This window comes from Actinoplanes sp. OR16 (genome assembly GCF_004001265.1).
Taxonomy (GTDB): Bacteria; Actinomycetota; Actinomycetes; order Mycobacteriales; family Micromonosporaceae; genus Actinoplanes.
Map to the genome: position 1 here is coordinate 106,019 of NZ_AP019371.1, position 21,482 is coordinate 127,500.

Annotated in this window: 15 protein-coding genes, 2 rRNA genes and 1 pseudogene (1 of these 18 cut by a window edge); 3 read left to right on the top strand and 15 right to left on the bottom strand. The window is 70.9% G+C overall.

The genetic code is table 11. The annotated features are described in order from the left end of the window. Positions 1 to 6: 6 nt before the first annotated feature. The 10 genes and pseudogenes from EP757_RS00490 to EP757_RS00540 form a co-directional block, all read right to left on the bottom strand. Positions 7 to 2,172 carry a hypothetical protein gene (locus tag EP757_RS00490; RefSeq protein ID WP_127542243.1) on the bottom strand — a complete coding sequence of 722 codons (2,166 nt, stop codon included), beginning with the start codon at positions 2,170 to 2,172 and terminating at the stop codon, positions 7 to 9. Further along, complete coding sequence (locus tag EP757_RS00495; protein ID WP_127542244.1) at positions 2,169 to 3,272, bottom strand: glycosyltransferase family 4 protein; 1,104 nt, start codon at positions 3,270 to 3,272, stop codon at positions 2,169 to 2,171. The genes EP757_RS00490 and EP757_RS00495 overlap by 4 nt, the downstream gene beginning before the upstream one ends. After that, positions 3,269 to 4,801, bottom strand: coding sequence for a murein biosynthesis integral membrane protein MurJ (gene murJ, locus EP757_RS00500; RefSeq protein ID WP_127542245.1), 1,533 nt, complete (start codon positions 4,799 to 4,801; stop codon positions 3,269 to 3,271). Before murJ ends, EP757_RS00495 begins: the two co-directional genes overlap by 4 nt. Beyond that, complete coding sequence (locus EP757_RS00505; protein ID WP_127542246.1) at positions 4,798 to 5,631, bottom strand: hypothetical protein; 834 nt, start codon at positions 5,629 to 5,631, stop codon at positions 4,798 to 4,800. The genes murJ and EP757_RS00505 overlap by 4 nt, the downstream gene beginning before the upstream one ends. A 24-nt stretch (positions 5,632 to 5,655) precedes the next feature. Further along, positions 5,656 to 6,585, bottom strand: a complete 930-nt coding sequence (locus EP757_RS00510; protein ID WP_127542247.1) for a copper transporter — start codon at positions 6,583 to 6,585, stop codon at positions 5,656 to 5,658. 7 nt (positions 6,586 to 6,592) lie between these two features. Then, entirely contained in the window at positions 6,593 to 7,771 is a 1,179-nt protein-coding gene (gene steA / locus EP757_RS00515; RefSeq protein WP_127542248.1) for a putative cytokinetic ring protein SteA, read from the bottom strand. Positions 7,772 to 7,844: 73 nt separating this feature from the next. Further along, positions 7,845 to 9,602: a DNA repair protein RecN gene (gene recN, locus EP757_RS00520; RefSeq protein WP_127542249.1), complete on the bottom strand. Its 1,758-nt coding sequence runs from the start codon at positions 9,600 to 9,602 to the stop codon at positions 7,845 to 7,847. A 50-nt stretch (positions 9,603 to 9,652) separates the two neighbouring features. Beyond that, entirely contained in the window at positions 9,653 to 10,540 is an 888-nt protein-coding gene (locus tag EP757_RS00525; protein ID WP_127542250.1) for an NAD kinase, read from the bottom strand. Then, entirely contained in the window at positions 10,537 to 11,358 is an 822-nt protein-coding gene (locus EP757_RS00530; protein ID WP_127542251.1) for a TlyA family RNA methyltransferase, read from the bottom strand. The genes EP757_RS00525 and EP757_RS00530 overlap by 4 nt, the downstream gene beginning before the upstream one ends. A gap of 1,192 nt (positions 11,359 to 12,550) precedes the next feature. Then, positions 12,551 to 13,117, bottom strand: a pseudogene (locus EP757_RS00540) (phasin family protein); the annotation flags it as partial. 95 nt (positions 13,118 to 13,212) lie between these two features. Here EP757_RS00540 and EP757_RS00545 point away from each other — a divergent pair. Further along, a complete protein-coding gene (locus EP757_RS00545; RefSeq protein ID WP_127542253.1) occupies positions 13,213 to 13,548 on the top strand; it encodes an SCP2 sterol-binding domain-containing protein in 336 nt (111 codons plus the stop codon). 45 nt (positions 13,549 to 13,593) lie between these two features. Here EP757_RS00545 and EP757_RS44560 read toward each other — a convergent pair whose 3' ends face one another. After that, on the bottom strand, positions 13,594 to 14,877 hold the full coding sequence (locus EP757_RS44560; protein WP_305031818.1) for a methyl-accepting chemotaxis protein: 1,284 nt from the start codon (positions 14,875 to 14,877) through the stop codon (positions 13,594 to 13,596). A gap of 160 nt (positions 14,878 to 15,037) precedes the next feature. Here EP757_RS44560 and EP757_RS00555 point away from each other — a divergent pair, with 160 nt between their 5' ends. Beyond that, positions 15,038 to 15,280, top strand: coding sequence for a hypothetical protein (locus EP757_RS00555; RefSeq protein WP_127542255.1), 243 nt, complete (start codon positions 15,038 to 15,040; stop codon positions 15,278 to 15,280). A gap of 6 nt (positions 15,281 to 15,286) precedes the next feature. Here EP757_RS00555 and EP757_RS00560 read toward each other — a convergent pair whose 3' ends face one another. Continuing rightward, a complete protein-coding gene (locus tag EP757_RS00560) occupies positions 15,287 to 16,291 on the bottom strand; it encodes an HAD-IIA family hydrolase (protein ID WP_127542256.1) in 1,005 nt (334 codons plus the stop codon). Continuing rightward, positions 16,288 to 17,214: a Replicase polyprotein 1ab gene (locus EP757_RS00565; protein WP_127542257.1), complete on the bottom strand. Its 927-nt coding sequence runs from the start codon at positions 17,212 to 17,214 to the stop codon at positions 16,288 to 16,290. The genes EP757_RS00560 and EP757_RS00565 overlap by 4 nt, the downstream gene beginning before the upstream one ends. Between EP757_RS00565 and EP757_RS44565 the strand changes: the two genes are divergently transcribed. Next, positions 17,191 to 19,245 (top strand): hypothetical protein, encoded by a 2,055-nt coding sequence (locus EP757_RS44565; RefSeq protein ID WP_160165746.1) that lies wholly within the window; start codon positions 17,191 to 17,193, stop codon positions 19,243 to 19,245. The genes EP757_RS00565 and EP757_RS44565 overlap by 24 nt on opposite strands. Here EP757_RS44565 and rrf read toward each other — a convergent pair. Both rrf and EP757_RS00580 read right to left on the bottom strand, forming a co-directional pair. Then, a 5S ribosomal RNA gene (rrf, locus tag EP757_RS00575) occupies positions 19,246 to 19,362 on the bottom strand. 113 nt (positions 19,363 to 19,475) lie between these two features. After that, a 23S ribosomal RNA gene (locus EP757_RS00580) occupies positions 19,476 to 21,482 on the bottom strand; it runs 1,109 nt beyond the window's last position.

Below are 21,482 nucleotides of genomic sequence, written 5' to 3' on the forward strand. Positions count from 1 at the left end.
AGCGTGTCATGGGATCCGTTCCGACTCTTCGTCCGTTTTGCGCATCAGCGGCCCGCCCGGTCCGTCCGTTTCACCCGGCGGCGGGGTCCGGTCCGCGGCGTGCAGCAGCACCCGCAGCGCGGCCAGCACCGCCATCGGGACCACGAGCGCCGCCGCCGTGCCGGACACCCCGAGCGCCGTGCCGCCGAACACGCCGGCGATCAGCGTCGCGATGATCGTCCCGGCGATGCCGGCCCGCACGGCCGGATGCAGCCCGTAGAGCCGGTAGAGGCCACCCCACGGGGAGAACTGGCAGAAGACCAGCATCAGGCCACCGAAGAGCGCGAGCAGCGTCAGCGGGCTGTCCAGCAGTGCCTGGCCGCTCGCTGCCGCGGCCCGCTGCATGGCCGGGCCGGCCGTGCCGTTGGCGAGCGCGGTGAGGAACCGGCCGAGCGTGCCCTGTTCCAGGGTGGGCCGGCTCAGATCGAAGACGGCGAACCCGATCGTGACGGCGAGACCGGCGAGGGTCGCCCAGGCGAAGCGCGCGAACGTCAGCCAGCCGCCGGTGCTGATCGCCGCCGCCACGCAGACACCGGCGGTCACCGCGATGGCGCCGACCGGGTCCGCGCCGAGGTAGGGGCTGCCGACCACGACCACACCCAGCCCGCCGAAGATCACCATGACCAGCGGGCGCCACTGCCGGGTCACCTGCTGCGCCACGCAGCCGGCCAGCAGCAGCAGACCGGCCACGAAGACGCCCAGGCCGACGCTGCCGACACCGGAGTAGCGGACGCCGTACACCGCCGAGTAGCCGGCCACCCCGTTGAGCTGCAGCCGGGCGCCGGTGACCAGGTCGGCGGCGACCACCAGCACGGCCGTCGCGGAGACCGCCGCCATCGGCAGCAGCGTGCGCGGGTAGCGCGGCGTCAGCCGGATCAGCAGTGTGCCGAGGATCATCAGGGCGCCGGTCGCGGCGCCGAACATCCAGGCCGGGTGCTCACTGGTCCACCACGGCACCAGGTCGGCGATCAGCGCGGCCGGGATGGCGAGACCTGCCGCGATCAGCGCGGCCTCCATCGCGGCGACCAGCCTCGGCGGGGGCAGCGGCGGTCCGGCCGGTCCGGCATGGCGGCGGGCCCTGATCAGTACGGGGACCGCCAGTGCGAAGAGCAGCAACTGCACGATCGCGAGCACCGTGAAGAAGATCTCGGCGACGCCGCGCTGGGCGATGGCCCGGCGATCGGCGTCGTGTTCGCCCTGCATCGCCGCGGCCGGGTCGGCCGGGCGCCCCTCCGAGACCGTCGCCGCGTACCCGGCGAACAGCTTCTCCGGTGACGGGCGGCCGAGCGCCGACAGCACCGTCGGCGCCAGGTCGACGAGCTGCAGGTAGCCGTCGCGCCCGGTACCGGCCGAGGTGAGCCAGCCGTTCTCCCAGCCGGGCCCCTCGGCGATCGCGACGTGCAGCCGCGAGGTGGGGTCGGTGTCGGAGAGGCCGGCGATGAGCATGAGCGAGCGTTCCGGGCGGGCCGCGAGGACCCTCGCCAGGGTCGCGTCGGCGGCGGCCACGGCGGCCTGACGGTCGGCGCCCGAGCCGCTGATCGTGCCGAGGTCGACGATGCTGAGCACGCAGTCGCCGAGCGCCGCTCGCGGGTCGGCGGGCAGCTCGGGGGCGTACTTGTCGACGCGGCCGAACGGGCGGGCCGCCGCGATGGCGGCGCCGGGGCCGATCGCGTACGTGCAGCGCACCGATTCGGCCAGGGCGCCCGGGGTGGTCCCGTACGGCATCCGCTCCTGGTTGTTGCGGACCACGGTGCGCTGGTCGGTGACGCTGGCGCCGATGTCGTCGGGCCGGTCCAGCCGCGGTTCGGCGGCGGCGCACTTCCCGGTCACCTCACGGGTGTCCCAGGCCGCGTAGTTGCCGGCGCCCAGGGTCAGCCAGCCGTCGGCCGGGCAGGTCACGTCATGGGCCGAACGCACGGACAGCCAGCCCACGGACCCTTGTGAAGCCTCCTGCCACAGCGCCGGGGTGCGCTGCGGGTCGAGGTCCTCCCAGCGCAGGCCCGGCGCGGCGGCCACCACCACGTAGTCGGCGGCGCCGCGGCGGGCCTGCTCGGCCGGGCGGATCGCCAGCCCGGCCAGGCTGGCCAGCGCCACCACGGCGACGAGCAGGTACGGGAACCAGCTTCTCCTCACGCGGTGACCTCGGCGTACGCGGCCCGCACGTCGGTGACCACGTCCGCCTCCCGCGGCCAGCTCGCTGCCTGGACGGGGCCGCGGGCCGCATAGCCGGCGCGCAGTTCCGGGTCGGCCAGCATCCGGCGGACCGCCTCGTCGAGCGCCTCCAGGTCACCGGGCGGGATCTGCAGCGCCGCGTCACCGACCAGGCCGGGCAGCCCGCCGACGGCCGTGACGATCAGCGGCACCCCGGCGTTCAGCGCCTCCTGGGCGAACAGCTGCCGCGCCTCCCAGTCACTGGTCACCACCGCCAGGTCGGCGCCGAGCAGCAGATCCGGCACGTCGGTGCGGTGACCGAGCAGGTGGAACGGGGCGTGCACCTGCGACGCCCGCTGCGCCAGCGGCATGTAGCTGGGTCCGGAACCGGCCACCGCCACCACCGGCACGGGGCTGAGCTCACGCCAGCGGGCCGCGGCGTCGACGAGCAGGTCGTAGCGCTTCTGCGGGTGCAGGCGGCCCACCGACAGGATCAGCGGCGTCGCAGGCTTCAGGCGGAACTCGGCGCGGACCGCCGACCGGGTGCGTTTCGGGGCGGCCAGCTCGGGCGCGGCGACCGGGCCGAGCCGGGCCCTCTTCGCGCCCAGCGTCAGGGCCCGCTGCACCAGGTCCTCCGAGGCGCCGAGCGTGAGGGTGGCGTTGCGGGCCACGATCCGTTCGAGCAGCGCGCCGGCCTGGCCCTTGAGGCCTCGGGCGAGCACCGCGTTGTGCCAGGTCACCACGACCGGCAGGCCGGTGCGGGCCAGCGACACCACGAAACCGGCGCGCAGGCCGTGCGCGTGGATCACCTGGGCGTCGCGGCCGGCGATCGCCTTGCGCAGCTGCCGGATCGCGCCGGAGTCCTGCGGCCCGGGGTCGGCGGGGATCTCCACCGGGGCGAATTCCAGCCCCTTCGCGCTGAACCCGAAGTGCGCGTCGGTGGCGGCCGGGCCGCAGACCAGCACCCGGCAGCCGGCGGCTTGCAGGCCGCGGGCCAGCGAGGCGACGTGCTGGCCGATCCCGCCGGTGCTGGAGGCCAGCACCAGCACGACCGAGCCCTGCCAGTTGTCGTCGCTGCTCACGCGCCGCGTCCTCGCCTTCTGATCGTTTCCCGGTCCAGCGTCCACACCACCGCGGCGTAGACCACGGCTACCACGACACCGCCCAGCATGCCCTCGGTGAGGCTGCCGAGAACGCTCGGGGTGGGCCCTTGCAACCGCTGCACCACCCACCAGCCGGCGCCGCCTGCCGCTGCTGCCGCGACCACCGCGGCGGTGGTGGCTCTGCCCAGGCCGGCCAGCGATCTCGGAGCGTGCCGGTGTACGGCGGCGGCCAGCAGGACGGCCAGCACCGTCATGCCGACGCTGTTGGCGAGCCCCAGGCCCAAAGTGTCCGCTTTGATGAGGACAAGAGCCGCGAGGGCCGCCACGAACCATCCCGCCGCCGTCGCGCCCGCCGCAGCGCGCGTGGCCCCCCGCGCGTAGAGCGCACGAGAGAGGAGTGCAAAGAGGGCATATCCGAAAAGTCCGGGCGCGAAACCGACGATGCCCTCCGCGGCCGGCGGCGCGTCGATCAGATGAGCGGCGGGCTCGGCAAGCGCTACGAGAGCGGCCACCCCCAACCCCGCGAGCACCACGACGGTACGGGCGGACGAGCTCAACGCCGCCCGATAGCCCTCCTCATCCCCGTGCTCGGCAGCGGCCGACAACCGGGGATACACCGCCGTGGCCAGCGGCACGGCCAGAACCGCCCACGGCAGCAGGAACACCGTCTGCGCCGTGTTGTAGATCGTCAACCCGCCGGCAGCGGTCAGCAACAGCACCACCAGCGTCATCACCTGCTGCGAGCCGACCGTGACGGCCCCCGCCCAGCCGAGCCGGACCGCCTTGCGCCCCTCCCCGCCCGGGAACCGCAGCGAGGGTCGCAGCCGCAGGTCCAGCCCGCGCAGCGGCACGACCAGGCAGAGCGACAGCACCACCACGCCGAGCGTCGTACCCCAGGCCAGCAGCGCCTCACCGGTCACCGACAACCCGGCGATGCCGGTCTTGGCGCCGTCGGCGACCGCGTACGCCAGGTACGCCCCCATCACGGTCACGCTGGACAGCAGCGGCGCGATCACCGGCCAGGCGAAACGGTGATGCGCCTGCAGGACGCCCGCCAGCACAATGCCCACGCCGTACAGGGGAAGCTGGGGTGCGAAGACCCGCAGCATGCTCGCGGCCAGCTCCTGGTTCTGCGCCGGCGCGTCGGCGAGCAGCAGGCCGCTGATCGGCCCGGCCAGCGCGGCGAGCAGCAGCGCGATCGGCACCAGCAGCACCAGCACCCAGCTCAGCAGCGCCGAGGCGACCGCGTGCACCCGCTCCCGGTCGCCGGCCGCCACCGAACCGGCCAGCAGCGGCACCACCAGGCTCGCCAGGGCGCCACCGGCCACCAGCTCGAAGATGATGTTCGGGATGACGTTCGCGGCGTTGTAGACGTCGCCGAGGCTCTCGTGGCCGACCGTGCGCAGGAAGACGAACGTGCGGGCGAACCCGGCCAGCCGGGCCACCACGGTGAGGATCGTGATGAGGGCGGCGGCCCCGGCGAGCCCTTTCCTGGCGGTGCGGCTCACGCTTCGGGAGGCCGGCGGCCGAACTCGTCCACAGCGCGCAACCACGGCGTGTCCTGGATGACCTTGGTGAAGCTGATCTGCTCGCTGGCGGCGGTGAGCGCGGCCAGCCCGGCGAGCGCCGCCAGCCGGCCGGCCGTGCCGGTCCGGGCCGTGAAGGCGACACCGAGCAGCGCACCCAGCGCGTTCGCCCCGGAGTCGCCGAGCATGATCTCCTCGTTCAGGTCGGCCGGCAGCAGCGCGGCGCCCGCCCCGAGCGTCCCCGCCGTCATCGCGCCGCCCCTGCCGACCGCGAGCGGCGCCCCGAGGATCGCACCGGCCTTGATCGCACGCCCCGGGCGCAGGTCGAGCAGGTTCAGCAGGTTCGCCGTACCGGCGATCACCCCGGCGCCGAGCAGCACGTCCACACCCTTGCCGAACGAGCCGCTGCGCCGGCTGCCGATCAGCGCGGACGCCGCCAGCCCGGCCGCGCCCACTCCGGCGATCTTCACGAGGCCGCTGGTCACCTTGCCCTCGCGCAGCGCGCCGAGGTGACCGGCGAAGCCCTTGAACGCCTTCTGATCCGGCCGGTTGCCGACCACGTCGTCGTAGAAGCCGACCGCGCCGCTCACCGCGCCGGCGGTCACCGCGGCGGCCGCGAGCCGGGTCGTCGCGCTGCCCGCGGCAGCGCCCGCGGTGGCGCCCAGAGCCAGCGTGGGACCGCCGGCGAGCGTCACCGTCCGCCCGTGGAAGTTGGTCCGGCGCAGGTCACCCGCGTTCGGGTCGCGCCGCACCCAGCCGAGCGCGGTCCGCGCGACGAGCGCACCGATGCCGAACGAGCGGAGGAAGGCCATGGCCCGGAAGTTTAGTCGCCGGCGTCACGGCGCCGCTGACGGCACCATCGACGTGGCGCCCGCGGCGAGACCGTACTGACCGATCCGGTTCTGCACCAGCCGCTCGCCGGCCGCCATCGCCGTCGCCAGCTGACCCTGCACGGTGCTGACGTTGTCCACCGTGGAGATCTGCTTCACCAGCGTGGGGTCGCTGCGCACGCCGGAGACCAGGTTGCCCTCACCCGCGCCGTCACCGGCCACCACGAGCGGGCGCCGCTGATAGAACTGGGTCGCCACGGTGACGGCGGACTGGCTCTTCGTCGTCGCGTCCTTGTCGGTCGCCGGCTCGGCCGCCACCAGCACCGTCGCCTCGGCGCCGCCGGTCGCGTTGTCCTCCACCGCGAGGTAGCCCGCCTTGCCCAGCGCGGTCAGCACGGCCGTGACGTCATCAGGCGTCGGCGAGGTGGAGCCCTGCTCCAGGGCGAGCGCGAGCAGGGCGCTGGCCGTCTCCACGCCGTCGCTGTTGCGCGGCAGCGAGGTCACCGGAATGCTCGGCTGCGACGACTGGTCGGCCAGGTCGAGCAACTCGTTGGTGTAGTTCGGGTCGAAGAACTTCTCCTCGACCGACACCCGGGCGGTGATCGTCGCGCCGGCCACGTTCAGCATCTTCGCCACGCCGTCTGCGGACTCGTCGGCCCCGGGCAGCGACACCACCGCGATCTTGCGGGCGGTCAGCTTGCCGGCGAGCACCACCGGCGCCATCTCGGTCGCGAAGTCCTGGCCGCGGTTGAGCTCGTCACGCAGCTGGTTCACCTGATCGCGCCGGACGTCGTTGTCCTTCTTCAACGCCTCGAGGTTGGTGCGCAGGTTCTCCGAGACCGGGCCGTTGAGCGCCGCGGTGCCGACCACCAGGCCGATCGCGAGCGCGAGGAAGACCGCGGTGAGCGACACCACGTGGTACCGGAAGTTGATCACGACTACCTCAGAAAAGATTGCCGAGCTGGAAGACGAAATTGTCCCACCACTCGGACACGACGGTGAGGTACGCCTTCCCCACCGTGGACACGGCCACCGCCGACGCCATCGCCGCCAGCGCGGAGAGCACCAGCAGCAGCAGCGCCGACCCGGAGATGTTCTGTCGGTAGAGCCGGCTCACGCCCTTCGCGTCGACCAGCTTGCCGCCGACCTTGAGACGCGTCAGGAACGTCGACGCCATGCCGCCACGGCCCTTGTCGAGGAACTCGACCAGGTTCGCGTGGGTGCCGACCGCCACGATCAGCGACGCGCCCTTCTCGTCGGCGAGCAGCATCGCGAGGTCCTCGCTCGTGGCCGCGGCCGGGAAGGTGATCGCGTCGACCCCCAGGTTGCTGACCCGCTCGAGACCCGGCGCCCGCCCGTCCGGGTAGGCGTGCACGATCACCTCGGCGCCGCAGCGCAGCACGTCGTCGGTGACCGAGTCCATGTCGCCGATGATCATGTCGGGGGTGTAGCCGTTCTCCACCAGGGCGTCGGCGCCGCCGTCCACCCCGATCAACACCGGCTTGTACTCCCGGATGTAGGGCCGGAGGACGTCGAGGTCCTCCTTGTAGTCGTAGCCGCGCACCACGATCAGCACGTGCCGCCCGGCGATGCGGGTCAGCACGTCGGGCACGCCGACGCCGTCGAGCAGCAGCTCGCGCTCCTGCTTCATGTAGTCCAGAGTGTTCGCCGCGAACGCCTCGAGCTGAACCGACAAGCCCTCACGGGCGTCGGCCATCGCCTTGGCGACGGTCTCCGCGTCCTGCCGGTCGCCGCTCGCGATCGGCTCGCCGCCCAGCAGCACGGTCCCGCCGTCGATGCTGACCGTCTGCCCCTCGCGCAGCCCCTTGAAGACGTCTTCGCCGAGGCTGTCGACGAGCACAACGCCACCCTGGATCAGCACCTCGGGTCCGAGGTTCGGATAGCGCCCGGAGATCGACGGCTTCGCGTTGAGCACCGCGGTGACGCCGGAGGCGACGAGCGAGTCGGCCGCCACCCGGTCCAGATCGACGTGGTCGATCACGGCGATCTCGCCGGGCCGCAGCCGTCCGGTCAGTCGTTTCGTGCGCCGGTCGAGCCGAACCAGACCGGAGACCGGGCCCGGCTCGGAGGCACGCGTGCGCCGCAAGGTGGGAAGTCGCATCCCGGCCATCCTGACACGCCGTCGCACACTGTCCCCCCGCGACATGCGCCACCTCACCGACAAATGCGACTTTTCACGCACGTTTCTCACGAGCCGCTACCGACAGTAGTTCTTCGGCATGCGCAATGCCGAGGTCCGAGTCGGGCAGACCGGCCAGCATCCGGGACAACTCCCGGGCCCGCTCGGTCTCCTCCACTATCCGCACACCACTCGTGGTGATCGCGCCACCGGTGTCCTTCGCGACCACCAGATGCCGATCGGCGAATGCCGCGACCTGCGGCAGGTGCGTCACGACCAACACCTGATGGGTACGAGCGAGGCGCGCGAGGCGGCGGCCGATCTCCACCGCGGCAGTGCCGCCCACCCCCGAGTCGACCTCGTCGAAGACCAGTGTCGGCGGACCACCGGCCCCGGCGAACACCACCTCGATCGCCAGCATGACCCGGGACAGCTCACCACCCGACGCGCCCTTCTGCAGCGGCAGCGACGGCGCGCCCGGATGGGCCAGCAGCCGCAGCTCCACCTCGTCGGCGCCGTCCGCGCCGGCCGCCAGCTCCTCACCGTCGACCGTCACCGCCGGCTCGTCCCTCGACGGCGCGCGGGTCACCACCGCCACCTCGACCCGGGCGTGCGGCATCGCCAGACCGGCCAGCTCCACACTGACCGCCTCGGAGAACCGCCCGGCCGCCTCCCGCCGCGCCGCGGTCAGCCGGCCCGCCAGCTCACTCACCGTCGCCCCGAGCCGCTGCCGCTCCTTGTCCAGCTCCTCCAGCAGCTCATCGGAGGAGTCCAGCTCGCCCAGCTTCGCCCGGGCGTTCTCCGCCCAGGCGATCACACCGTCGATGTCGTCGGCGTACTTCCGGGTCAGCGCCCGCAGCGCCGCCCGCCGCTCGTAGATCGCCTCCAGCCGGGCCGGATCCGCGTCCAGCTCACCGAGGTAGGAGCTCAGCTCCGAGGAGACGTCACCGACCAGGGTCGCCGCCTCCTCGATCCGCAGCGCCAGCTCACCCAGGCGCGGATCGACGCCGGCCTGACCCTCCAGCGTCCGCCGCGCCGTGCCCAGCAGCTGCGTCGCATCGAGCGTGTCGTCGGCCGCCTCCACGCCACCGGCCAGCGCCTGCGCCGCCAGAGCCGCGGCCACCCGCAACCCCTCGGCGTGCTCCAGCCGCTGCACCTCCTGGCGCAGCTCCTCGTCCTCACCCGGCTGCGGATCCACCCGGGTGATCTCGTCGAGACCGAGCTTCAGCAGATCGGCCTCCTGCGACCGCTGCCGGGCGTTGCGCCGCCGGTCGGCCAGGTCGTCGACGACCTTGCGCCAGCGGGTGAACGCCTCGCGGTAACTGTCCAGCAGCTTCTCGTGCTCCGGGCCGGCGAACCGGTCCAGCGAATTGCGCTGCTCCGACGGGCGCAGCAGCCGCAGCTGGTCGGACTGGCCGTGCACGGCCAGGACCTGCTCGCCGAGCTCGCTGAGCGTGGACACCGGCATGCTGCGGCCGCCGACGTGCGCCCGCGACCGGCCCTCGGCCGTCACGGTGCGGCTCAGCAGCAGCGAACCGTCGTCGTCGGTCTCGCCGCCCGCGTCGGTGATCCGGGTCCGGACCGCGTCACCCAGCATCCCCGCCAGGCGCAGCCGGCCCTCGACGACGGCACGGCCCGGGTCGGCGCGGACCCGGCCGGCGTCGGCCCGGCCGCCGAAGAGCAGCCCGAGACCGGTCACCACCATCGTCTTGCCCGCACCGGTCTCGCCGGTGATCACATTCATTCCCGACGTGAGCCTCAGCGTGGTGTCGTCGATGACGCCGAGCCCGGTGATGCGCAGTTCCTCCAGCACAGGGCAGACAGTATCGGTGCCCACCGACAATCGCCCAACTCGGGAGGTGATCAGCGTCGATTGCCGCGCCAGCCGACCACCGGGAGCTCGAACTTCGCGACCAGCGTGTCGGTGAACGGCCGCGGCGCGAGACGGACCACCCGTACGGGTAGCTGCCCCCGTTCGACGGTCACCTTCGAGCCGGGCGGCAGATCCCAGGTACGGCGACCGTCGCAGCAGAGCACCGCAAAAGAGGTATAAGGGTCGACCGTCAGGACGAACGTCGACGTCGGCGCGGTCACCAGCGGCTTCGAGAACAGGGCGTGCGCGCTGATCGGGACGAGCAGCAGTGCCTCCACCTCGGGCCACACCACCGGGCCGCCGGCCGAGAACGCGTACGCCGTCGACCCCGTCGGTGTGGCGCACACCACACCGTCACAGCCGTACCGGGACAGCGGCCGGCCGTCGACGTCGACGAGCAGCTCGAGCATCTGCGCCCGCTGCCCCTTCTCCACCGACACCTCGTTCAACGCCCACGACTCGGCGATCAGGCGGCCGTCGTACTCCGCCCGCACGTCCAGGGTGAGCCGCTCGTCGACCGTGTAGTCACCGGCCACCACACTGGCGACCGCCTCGTCGATGTGCTCGATCTCCGCCTCGGCGAGGAAACCCACCTTGCCCAGGTTGATGCCGAGCAGCGGCGCCTTCACCGGACGCGCCAGATCGGCCGCGCGCAGGAACGTCCCGTCCCCGCCGAGCGCCAGCACGATCTCCACGCCCTCGGCCGCCGCCGGGCCCTCCACCGGCTTCACCTCGGGCGGCAGGTCGATGTCGGCGACCTCCTCGGCGATCACCCGCACCTCAAAGCCGGCCGCGATCAGGTCCAGCGCCACCGCACGAGCGTGCTGCGTGCTCTGCCTGCGCCCGGTGTGCGTCACCAGCAGGGCCGAGCGGGTCATTTCGCCTCCAGGTCAGCAGCCACTGGTCCCGCCTCGACCACAGTCTCGATCTTCTCCTGATCGGCGGGTGGCGCGTCCCGCCGGAACCACACGAAGAACTCCACGTTGCCGCTCGGACCGGGCAGCGGGCTCGCCGTCACGTCCCGCACCCCCAGACCCAGCTGCCGCGCCGCGGCCGCCACGTCCATGACCGCCTCGGCGCGCAGCCGCCAGTCCCGGACCACGCCACCGGCGCCGACCCGCTCCTTGCCCACCTCGAACTGCGGCTTGACCATCAGCGCCAGATCGCCGTCCTCGCCGGTGCACGCGGCCAGCGCCGGCAGCACCAGCCGCAGCGAGATGAACGACAGGTCCGCCACGGTCAGGTCGACCGTCCCGCCGATCGCCTCCGGGGTCAGCGTCCGCACGTTGGTGCGTTCCATCACCACGACCCGCTCGTCGGTGCGGATCGGCCAGGCGAGCTGCCCGTACCCGACGTCCACCGCCACCACCTGCCGGGCGCCGGCGCGCAGCAGCACGTCACTGAAGCCGCCCGTCGAGGCCCCGGCGTCCAGGCAGCGCCGCCCTTCGACGGTCAGCTCCTTGAAGCCCGCAAGCGCTCCCGCGAGCTTGTGCCCGCCCCGGGAGACGTACTCGGTCTGCGGATCCTCCCCGGTCACCACGATCGGGTCGGCGGGATCGACCATGGCCGCCACCTTCGCAGCGGCGACACCACGGACCTGCACCCGGCCTGCCGCCACCAGAGCGGCGGCCTGTTCCCGGGAACGAGCGAGCTTGCGGCGGACGAGTTCGGCATCCAGTCGCGCACGGCGGGCCATTTAAGATCAAACCCAATTTCTCTGTACGGGGTATCAGCGGTCGATGCTTGCCAGGGTTTCCTGGAGCACCTGGTGCGCGGCCTCGTACTCGGCGATCTGCTCGCCCGGTGCCAGCCGCGCGGCGTTGGCGAGCGACCGTAGCACCGCGTCCACCGCGGGATGCCCGGTGTCCTGCCCATTCCCAGGCCGGACATGCCCCGCCCCGCCCGGCTGCTGCTCATCCTGCCCGTGCGGCCCGGCACCCGGCTGCCCGTGCGGTGCGGCGGGCTGAACCGGCCGGAACCCACCCGGCGGCGGCCCCGGACGAGGCCCGGGCTGTGCGGCGTAAGGGAACGTCACAGGATCACGCCTCCGTGCTCTCGGCCGGCGCCACCTGGCTCGGCACCGTCTTAGCAGCAGCCTTCTTGGCAGCAGCCGTCGTCCGCGGAGCCCGCTTCCGCGCGGCCCCCTCAGTGCCGCCGCCCTGAACCGCGCTGCTCTGAGCCGCGCCACCCTGAACCGCGCCACCCTGAGTCGCGCCGCTCTGAGTCGCGCCACCCTGAACCGTGCCGGCGTCCGCCCCGTTCGCGCTGGCTGCCGTCTGTTTCGCCGGCGAAGCCTTACGCGGCGCCCGCTTCTGAGCCGGCGCCCGCTTCGCCGCGGTCTTACGAGGAGCAGCGATCTCAGCCCCGGAAACCGCCGTAGCGCTCGATGCCTCGGAGGAAACCGGCCCCGCCGCGGAAGCAACCGCCGGCAGCTCGGTAGCCGCCGCAGCCTCCACGACCGCACTGACCGGCGCAGCGACCGTACCCGCCGGAACCGCAACACCCGCATCCTCGACAGGAACCGCCTGAGCCGGAACCGCCGCCTTGCGAGCCGGAGCCCGCTTCGCCACAGCCTTCTTGACCGGCGCGCTCTCAGCAGTCAGCCCGCCATCAGCGACCGCCGCGTCCTTGCCCGGCCCACCGTCGGCAGCCGCCCTCTTGCTCGGCGCCCGCTTGGCCACCGCCCGCTTAGCCGCCGCCTGCTTAGCCGCCGCCGTCCCCGAGCCCGTCCCCGAGCCCGAGCCCGAGCCCGAGATCTTGGAACTCCCAGGGCTTTCAGAGTCCGCGATCTTGGAACCCGCCGACCCCCCAGAACCCGCGACCTTGGACCTCCCGGCCCTACCAGCACTCGCGATCTTGGAATCTGGCGCGGCCGGAGCTGCCTCCACCGCTGCGGCGCTCGCCGCGCGCTTGGCCGCCGTCTTCTTCGCCGCCTTGCGCACCGGCGACGAAGGAGTGACGGGCGCGGCCGAAGCCACATTGGCCGGTGAGACCGACGGGCCGGTGCCGGCTGCCGGCATCGCGTTCGGCTTGGCCTTCACCGCTTTCTTCGCGACCGTCTTCTTGGCCGGCCGAGCGGGCGCCGCCGCGGCCACCGGCAGATCGGACGAACCACCGGCCACACCGGAGGCGGCACCCGGCGAACCGGCATGTGACTGCGCCTCGCGCAGCTGCCGCTCCAGGTCGTGCACCCGCGTGGTCAGATCCGACACCTCATCGGCTGTGGCGAGGCCGACACGCCCGAGCGCGCGGTCCACCTCGTACCGAACGATGTTGGTCAGCGCCTCACGGTTCGCCATCCCGGCCGAGACCAGGTCCTCCACTAAGCCCTGCACCTGCGCCGCCGTAGCTCCGCCCAGGGAGAGCACCTCCCCGGCGACCTGCTGCGCCCGTTTCCTGGGGGCCTCCGTGAGCCCGAGCGCCAGGTCCAGATATGCCCGCCATGCATCCGCCATGGTCCCGTCTCCTCTCGCCGCGTCGGGTGCCACGCTACCGGGCACCCCCGATAATCACCTGAGGTACCGTGCTGGTGTCGTGAGAGAGGAAGCCGATGGCCACCGTGGAAGAGTGCCGGCAAGCGTTGCACGACCTGGCGGCGAAACTGGCCGCCAACGCCGAAGCCCAAGGCCATCTCGATCTCGACCGCACCCTGGCGTGCCGGGTGACCGATCTCGGCACCGCGTTCCACGGGCGGATCACCGGCGGCCGGCTGATCGACATCGCCGAAGGCGACGACCCGAAGGCGAAGATCGCGCTGATCGCGGCGAGCGACGACCTGATCGCCCTGATCCACGGCAAGCTGGACGTCACCCGCGCGATCGCGTCCCGGCAGGTCACCGTCAAGGCGAACCCGTTCGACCTGCTCAAACTCCGTAAGCTCCTCTGAGAGCGCCAGCAGCGCTATCAGGTACGGCCGCACGACCGGAACAGTTCAAGATCCGGCGCGGGCGGACAGCGACTGGAGTCCGGCCAGCACCTGATCGGCGGCCGAGGTGGCGGTCGACAGCTGCATCGTCACCTCGGAGAGCACGGCGGCCTGCTCCTCCACCGACGACGCGATGTTGAGCTGCAGCTCGTGGATGTCGTCGACCGCGCCGGTGGTGGACGCGAAGGTCTGCGCCACGTCGTCGGTCTCGGCCACGATCGCGGTGATCACCTGGTTGACCTTCTCGACCGACGTGGCGGTCTCCCGTGCCAGATCCTTGACCTCGCCGGCGACGACCGCGAACCCCTTGCCCAGTTCACCGGCCCGGGCCGCCTCGATGGTCGCGTTGAGCGCGAGCAGGTTGGTCTGCTCGGCGAGCGAGGCGATCAGCGCGTTCACCTCGGCGATCTCCGCGACCGAGCGTTCGAGCGCCCGTACCTTCTCGCCCGCCGACGCCGCCGCGTCCTTGCCTCCGGCAGCGGTGCCGGCCGCCGCCGCGGACCGCTGCGCGATGTCCTGCACCGACGTCGTCAGAGCGCCGAGCTCCCGGTCGACGGCCGCCACCGCCGAGATCGCGGCGGTCGCCTCGGCGCTGATCACCGCGACGTCGTCGGCGATCCGCTGCGCCTGAGCGGCGGCCTGCTCGGAGCGGATCCGGACGTCCTCGGCGGCGCGTTCCCGCGCCTCCTGCTCGGCTCGTTCGGTCTGCCGCCGCGCCTCCTCGGCTTCCCGCGCGAGCACCTCGTTCTCCCGTTCGGCCTGCTCCGCGAAGTGCCAGAAGACGACGATGCCGGCTACCTCCAGAGCGGCCAGCCCGGCGTGTACGGCCACCATCAGGATCGCCGCGCCGATCGACATGTGGTGGACGCCGAAGACCCGCTCCGGGTCGAGCAGCCCGAGCACACCGTGGTGCACGACGACAACGACGACGGCGGAGATCAGCGGCGCCCACATCTGGTAGAGCGCTACGAAGATGAGGATGGCGTACAGATGGATGTGTGCGGTCATCTCGCCGCCGGAGAGCTCGATCGCGATGAACGTGCACGCGATCAGGCCCACGCTGGTGTGCGAGGCCCTGGCCTTCGGGCTCGGCAGCATCCGGTTCGCCGCGGCCCAGAAGCTCAGCGCCCCGGCCAGCAGCGCCGTCTCCCACAGCGGGCCCGGCCCGAGCAACCCGAGCACCAGGAACACCGGCACGTGACACCACAACAGCCCGCTGATGATCCGATGCCGCGCCGCCCAGGACGCTTCGGACAGCCGTGCCCCGCGCGGAAGGGTGAAGGCGCTCACACCATTACGTTCGGCCTGACCGGCGACGAGATGACCCCGATGGGCCGAACCGTAATGACTGACCTTTTCCGGGACGTAGCCGCCACCTACCCCGCGGTGCCACGCTGGCGGTGAGTGGACGACGGACTGACCGGCGCGGGCCGGCCGGGAAGGAAGGATCATGACCAACTCCGACGACCTGCACGCCGAGGCGGAGAAGGCAGCGGTGCCCAGCTTCGACTGGATGAGCACGCCCGTGCTCTCCGTCGTCGACGGACTCCTGCACATCGACCCCGACGCGCCCCTGCCGCGCCGCCGTCACCACATCCCCAAGCCGACCAGCACCGAGCACGCCCCCGACAACGGAGCGATCGCCTCGAGCCGCATGCTGGCCGACCTCTCCAGGAGCCGCAGGGCCCACTGACAGGGGTCAGGCGCTCCAGGCCTCGAGCAGGCCGCCCGCTTCCGGCGAACCGGCCTCGACGGCGGCGAACGACACGCCGTCCCAGGTCAGAGCACACAGCAGACGCAGAGCATCGACCGGCTCACCGGCGCCTTCGAGGACGGCACGATCCCCGCTGCGGGCGACCCGCCACCCTCCGGCTTCGGTGCCGGATCCGAGCAGGCGGGCCTCGTCCGACGGGCGGAAGAGGCCGGACAGATCCGCTGCCACATAGGTGGGGCGGCGTTCCGGCGGCGCCGCCAGCAGATCGGCCGGGCCGCTGACGCCGGTCAGGACCAGCAGGCTGTCCATGCCGGCCCGGACCGCGCCCTCGATGTCGGTGTCCAGGCGGTCGCCGACCACCAGGGGACGCTCGGCCTTCGACAGCGTCGCGGCCGTCGTGAACAACCCGGGCTGCGGCTTGCCGACGACCACGTCCGGGTCACGATCGAGAGCGGTACGCAGGACCGCCACCAGCGAGCCGTTGCCCGGCAGCGGACCACGCGGGCTCGGCAGGGTGCGGTCGGTGTTCGTGGCGATCCAGGTGGCGCCGGCCCGTACGGCGAGCGCCGCCTCGGAGAGGATCTTCCAGCCGACCTCGGGCCCGTACCCCTGAACGACGGCGACGGGCTCGTCCTCGGCCGAAGCCACCGGAACGAGCCCGGCGTCGCGAACCTCGGCCCGCAACGCCTCAGCGCCCACCACCAGCACCGGAGCACCGGCCGGCAGGCGTTCGGCGAGGAGAGCGGCGGACGCGCCGGCCGAGGTCAGAACCTCAGCCGGCGCGGCGCTCACACCCATGCCGGTCAGCAACGCTGCCACGTCGGCGGATCGTCGCGACGCGTTGTTCGTCGCGTACGCGATCGGCGTCCCGTCCGACCGAAGCCGCTCGACCGCTTCAGCAGCGCCCGGGATCGGCTTGTCGATCAGGAAGACAACGCCGTCCAGGTCGAAGACGACCAGGTCGTAGCCGCCGGCGAGGTGGTCGCTCATGCCTTCGGCTGCTCCGGGTCGTCAGCCTTGGCGCTGAACTCGTCAGCCTGCTTCTTCTCATCCTCGGCGTCGAGGGCGTCGGTGTTGACGTCGGTCTCGGACAGCTCAGCCGACTCGTCCTCGTCCGCGTCGCTCACCGCGACGGGCTCGTCGTCCTCGTCGTCCTCGACGTCGTCATCCGCGTCACTCACCGCGACCGGCTCGTCGTCTTCGTCCTCGTCGTCGAACTCCTCGGCAGCGGTGCCCTCGGAGTCGTCGTCGTCCTCCGACCGGGTCTCCGGGCCACCCTCACCCAGCGCGGCCTCGGTCTCCTCGTCGGCATCGTCGTCGTCACCCTCGATGGCGACTCCGTCGAGCTCGAGCAGACGCTCCGCCGCGTCGGTCAGCTGATCCTCGTCGACCGATGCGGCCCGGGCGAACCACTCCCGTGCTTCTTCCCGGCGACCCGCCGCGAGCAAGGCGTCCGCGTACGCATACCGCAGGCGTGCGGCCCACTCCGCGTCCTCTTCGGTGGTGAGCTCCTTGACCTGCAGCATCGCCACGGCCGCGTCGTGCTGACCCAGGTCACCCCGGGCGCCGGCCGCCACGATCAGCAGTTCGATCGCGCCGCTCTTCTCCAGCTTCGCCACGTCCGCGCCGCGGAACAGGTCGATCGCCCGCTCCGGCCGGCCCAGCGCCCGCTCGCAGTCGGCCAGCTCGGCGAGATGCGTCTGCCGCCCGGTCATCCGGTGGTAGGTGCGCAGCTCCGCGATGGCGGTGGTCCAGTCACCGGCCGCGTAGGCGGCGAGACCGACGGCCTCACGCACCACGGCGATCCGGGACGCCAGACGCCGCGCAGCGATGGCGTGCTGCAGCGCGAGCTCGGAGTCCTCGTCGATGATCTGGCCGGCCGCCACGAGGTGCCGGGCGACCTTGTCGGCCATCTCGCGGGCCAGCGAGTTCAGCTCCGCACGCACTTCCTCGTCGAGGTCGGTCGCGACGATGTCCTCGGGGATGTCCGGCGACTGGAACGGCGGCAGCCCGGCCTCGCGGTCGTCCTGAGGACGCCCGTTCTCGCCGTCCCGGCCGAACCCACCACGCTCGTCCCGGTTGAACCCACCCCGGTCCCGGTCACCGCGGAAACCACCCCGGTCGCCACCACCCTGGTAGCCGCCACGGTCGCCGCCACCCTGGTAACCGCCCCGGTCACGGTCGCCACGGAAGCCGCCACCCTGGGGACGGTCGCCACCACGGCTGAATCCACCACGGTCGGCACCACGGTCGCCGCCGCCCTGGTAGCCACCACGGTCGCCCTGGGGACGGTCACCACGGAAGCCACCCCGGTCGTCACGGTTGAAGCCACCACGGTCGCCTTGCGGACGGTCACCACGGAAGCCACCGCCCTGAGGACGGTCACCACCACGGCTGAAGCCACCACGGTCGCCCTGGAAGCCCTCGCGAGGGCCACCGGTACGGTCCCGGTCGCCACCACGGCTGAATCCACCACGATCGGCACCACGGTCGCCGCCACCCTGGTAGCCACCCCGGTCGCCCTGGGGACGGTCACCACGGAAGCCACCCCGGTCGCCACCGCGGTCGTCACGGTTGAAGCCACCGCGGTCGCCCTGCGGACGATCGCCACGGAAGCCACCGCCCTGCGGACGGTCACCGCCCCGGAAACCTCCGCGGTCGCCGCCACCCTGGTAACCGCCACGGTCACGGTCGCCACCACGGCTGAATCCACCACGATCGGCACCTCGGTCGCCGCCACCCTGGTAACCGCCACGGTCACCCTGCGGACGGTCACCACGGAAGCCACCGCCCTGCGGACGGTCACCACCACGGCTGAAGCCACCACGGTCGTCACGGTTGAACCCGCCACGGTCGCCCTGCGGACGGTCACCACGGAAGCCGCCACCCTGGGGACGGTCACCACCCCGGAAACCACCACGGTCGCCGCCGCCCTGGTAGCCACCCCGGTCGCCCTGCGGACGATCGCCACGGAAGCCGCCACCCTGGGGACGGTCGCCACCACGGAAACCACCACGGTCGCCACCGCCCTGGTAGCCGCCACGGTCACGGTCGCCACCACGGAAACCACCGCGGTCGCCGCCACCCTGGTAACCGCCACGGTCACCCTGCGGACGATCGCCCCGGAAGCCACCGCCCTGCGGACGGTCACCACCACGGAAACCACCACGGTCGCCGCCGCCCTGGTAGCCACCACGATCGCGGTCGCCACCACGGCTGAATCCACCACGATCGGCACCACGGTCGCCGCCACCCTGGTAACCGCCACGGTCACCCTGCGGACGATCGCCACGGAAGCCACCGCCCTGAGGACGGTCACCACCACGGCTGAAGCCACCACGGTCGTCACGGTTGAACCCGCCACGGTCGCCCTGCGGACGGTCACCACGGAAGCCGCCACCCTGGGGACGGAAACCACCACGGTCGCCGCCGCCTACCGAGCGCTGGCCGCCCTGGTAGCCGCCTCGGTCGCGGTCGCCACCACGGCTGAATCCGCCACGATCGGCACCGCGGTCGCCGCCACCCTGGTAGCCGCCACGGTCACGGTCGCCGCCACGGAAACCGCCTCGGTCGCCGCCCTGCGAGCCGCCACGGCTGTAGCCGCCCCGGTCGCCCCCACGGTCACGGTCGCCACCGCGGTTGTAGCCGCCTCGGTCGCCGCCCTGGTAGCCGCGAGATCCTCCGCGGTCGCCGCCCTGGTAGCCGCCGCGGTCACCGCGGCGCTGGTCACCACCATCGCGACCGCCTCCGGGACGACGATCGTCGTCGCGGTTGCTGGAGCCGCCGTCCTGCGGTCCTTCAGTCACGGATCATTCCTTCCAGTACGGCGGCAGGCCCTCGGAGCGGGCGGCCAAGCGTCAACACACAAAGTTACTCGGAGAATCTGTCTTAAACGCAGTCGAGGGCCGACCCCGAGCTGGGGCGGCCCTCGACCATCACGTTGAGTCCGGCGGCGTCCTACTCTCCCACACCCTCCCGAGTGCAGTACCATCGGCGCTGGAGGGCTTAGCTACCGGGTTCGGAATGTAACCGGGCGTTTCCCCTCCGCTATGACCACCGAAACACCTTTCAGCACAGCGAAGAACCAGCAACCCGCGCCGGCCCGAGAGCCGGCAAACGAGGTGGTTGTTCGTTTGCTGTGAATCACACAGTGGACGCAAGCAGAAAATTTAGGGTGGTTAAGCCCTCGGCCTATTAGTACCGGTCAACTCAACACGTTACCGTGCTTACATCTCCGGCCTATCAACCCAGTAGTCTCCTGGGAGCCTTACCCACTCAAGGTGGTGGGATACCTCATCTCGAAGCAGGCTTCCCGCTTAGATGCTTTCAGCGGTTATCCCTTCCGAACGTAGCCAACCAGCCGTGCCCTTGGCAGAACAACTGGCACACCAGAGGTTCGTCCGTCCCGGTCCTCTCGTACTAGGGACAGCCCTTCTCAAGTATCCAACGCGCACGGCGGATAGGGACCGAACTGTCTCACGACGTTCTAAACCCAGCTCGCGTACCGCTTTAATGGGCGAACAGCCCAACCCTTGGGACCTGCTACAGCCCCAGGATGCGACGAGCCGACATCGAGGTGCCAAACCATCCCGTCGATATGGACTCTTGGGGAAGATCAGCCTGTTATCCCCGGGGTACCTTTTATCCGTTGAGCGACACCGCTTCCACACGCAAGTGCCGGATCACTAGTCCCGACTTTCGTCCCTGCTCGACCCGTCAGTCTCACAGTCAAGCTCCCTTATGCACTTACACTCAACACCTGATTGCCAACCAGGCTGAGGGAACCTTTGGGCGCCTCCGTTACCCTTTAGGAGGCAACCGCCCCAGTTAAACTACCCACCAGACACTGTCCCTCGACCCGATCAGGGCCGCAAGTTAGATACCCAAACCAACCAGAGTGGTATTTCAACAATGCCTCCACCTGAACTGGCGTCCAAGCTTCACCGGCTCCCACCTATCCTACACAAGCTAATTCGGATACCAATGTCAAGCTATAGTAAAGGTCCCGGGGTCTTTCCGTCCTGCCGCGCGTAACGAGCATCTTTACTCGTACTGCAATTTCGCCGGGCCTGTGGTTGAGACAGTGGGGAAGTCGTTACGCCATTCGTGCAGGTCGGAACTTACCCGACAAGGAATTTCGCTACCTTAGGATGGTTATAGTTACCACCGCCGTTTACTGGCGCTTAAGTTCTCCGCTTCGCCATTGCTGGCTAACAGGTCCCCTTAACGTTCCAGCACCGGGCAGGCGTCAGTCCATATACATCGTCTTACGACTTCGCATGGACCTGTGTTTTTAGTAAACAGTCGCTTCCCCCTGCTCTCTGCGGCCATACCACGCTCCACCCGCAAGGGGCTTCACGCGTCCGGCCCCCCTTCTCCCTAAGTTACGGGGGCAATTTGCCGAGTTCCTTAACCACAGTTCACCCGTCGCCTCGGTATTCTCTACCTGACCACCTGTGTCGGTTTAGGGTACGGGCCGCTCGGAACATCGCTAGAGGCTTTTCTCGGCAGCATAGGATCAATGACTTCACCAGAACGGCTCGGCATCACGTCTCAGCCACATGCACCGCGGATTTGCCTACGGTACGGCCTACACGCTTACCCCGGCACAACCACCGGCCGGGATCATCTACCTTCCTGCGTCACCCCATCACTCAACTACTACCCACCGAGGTCACAGACTCCATGCCCTAGGTCCGAAGACCGCCGGCACTTCGCGTGCTTAGTACAGTGAGGTTCGTCGTTGGCGCTCCTTTGCGGGTACGGGAATATCAACCCGTTATCCATCGACTACGCCTCTCGGCCTCGCCTTAGGCCCCGACTCACCCAGGGCGGATTAGCCTGCCCCTGGAACCCTTGGTCATCCGGCGGAAGGGGTTCTCACCCTTCATTCGCTACTCATGCCTGCATTCTCACTCGTGTAGCGTCCACGGCTGGATCACTCCGCCGCTTCACCCGCAACACGACGCTCCCCTACCCATCCACACACCTGCACACCAAGACGAATCCTGGAGCGGAGTTAATGTGTGAATGCCACAGCTTCGGCGGTGTGCTTGAGCCCCGCTACATTGTCGGCGCGGAACCACTTGACCAGTGAGCTATTACGCACTCTTTAAAGGGTGGCTGCTTCTAAGCCAACCTCCTGGTTGTCCATGCGATCCCACATCCTTTTCCACTTAGC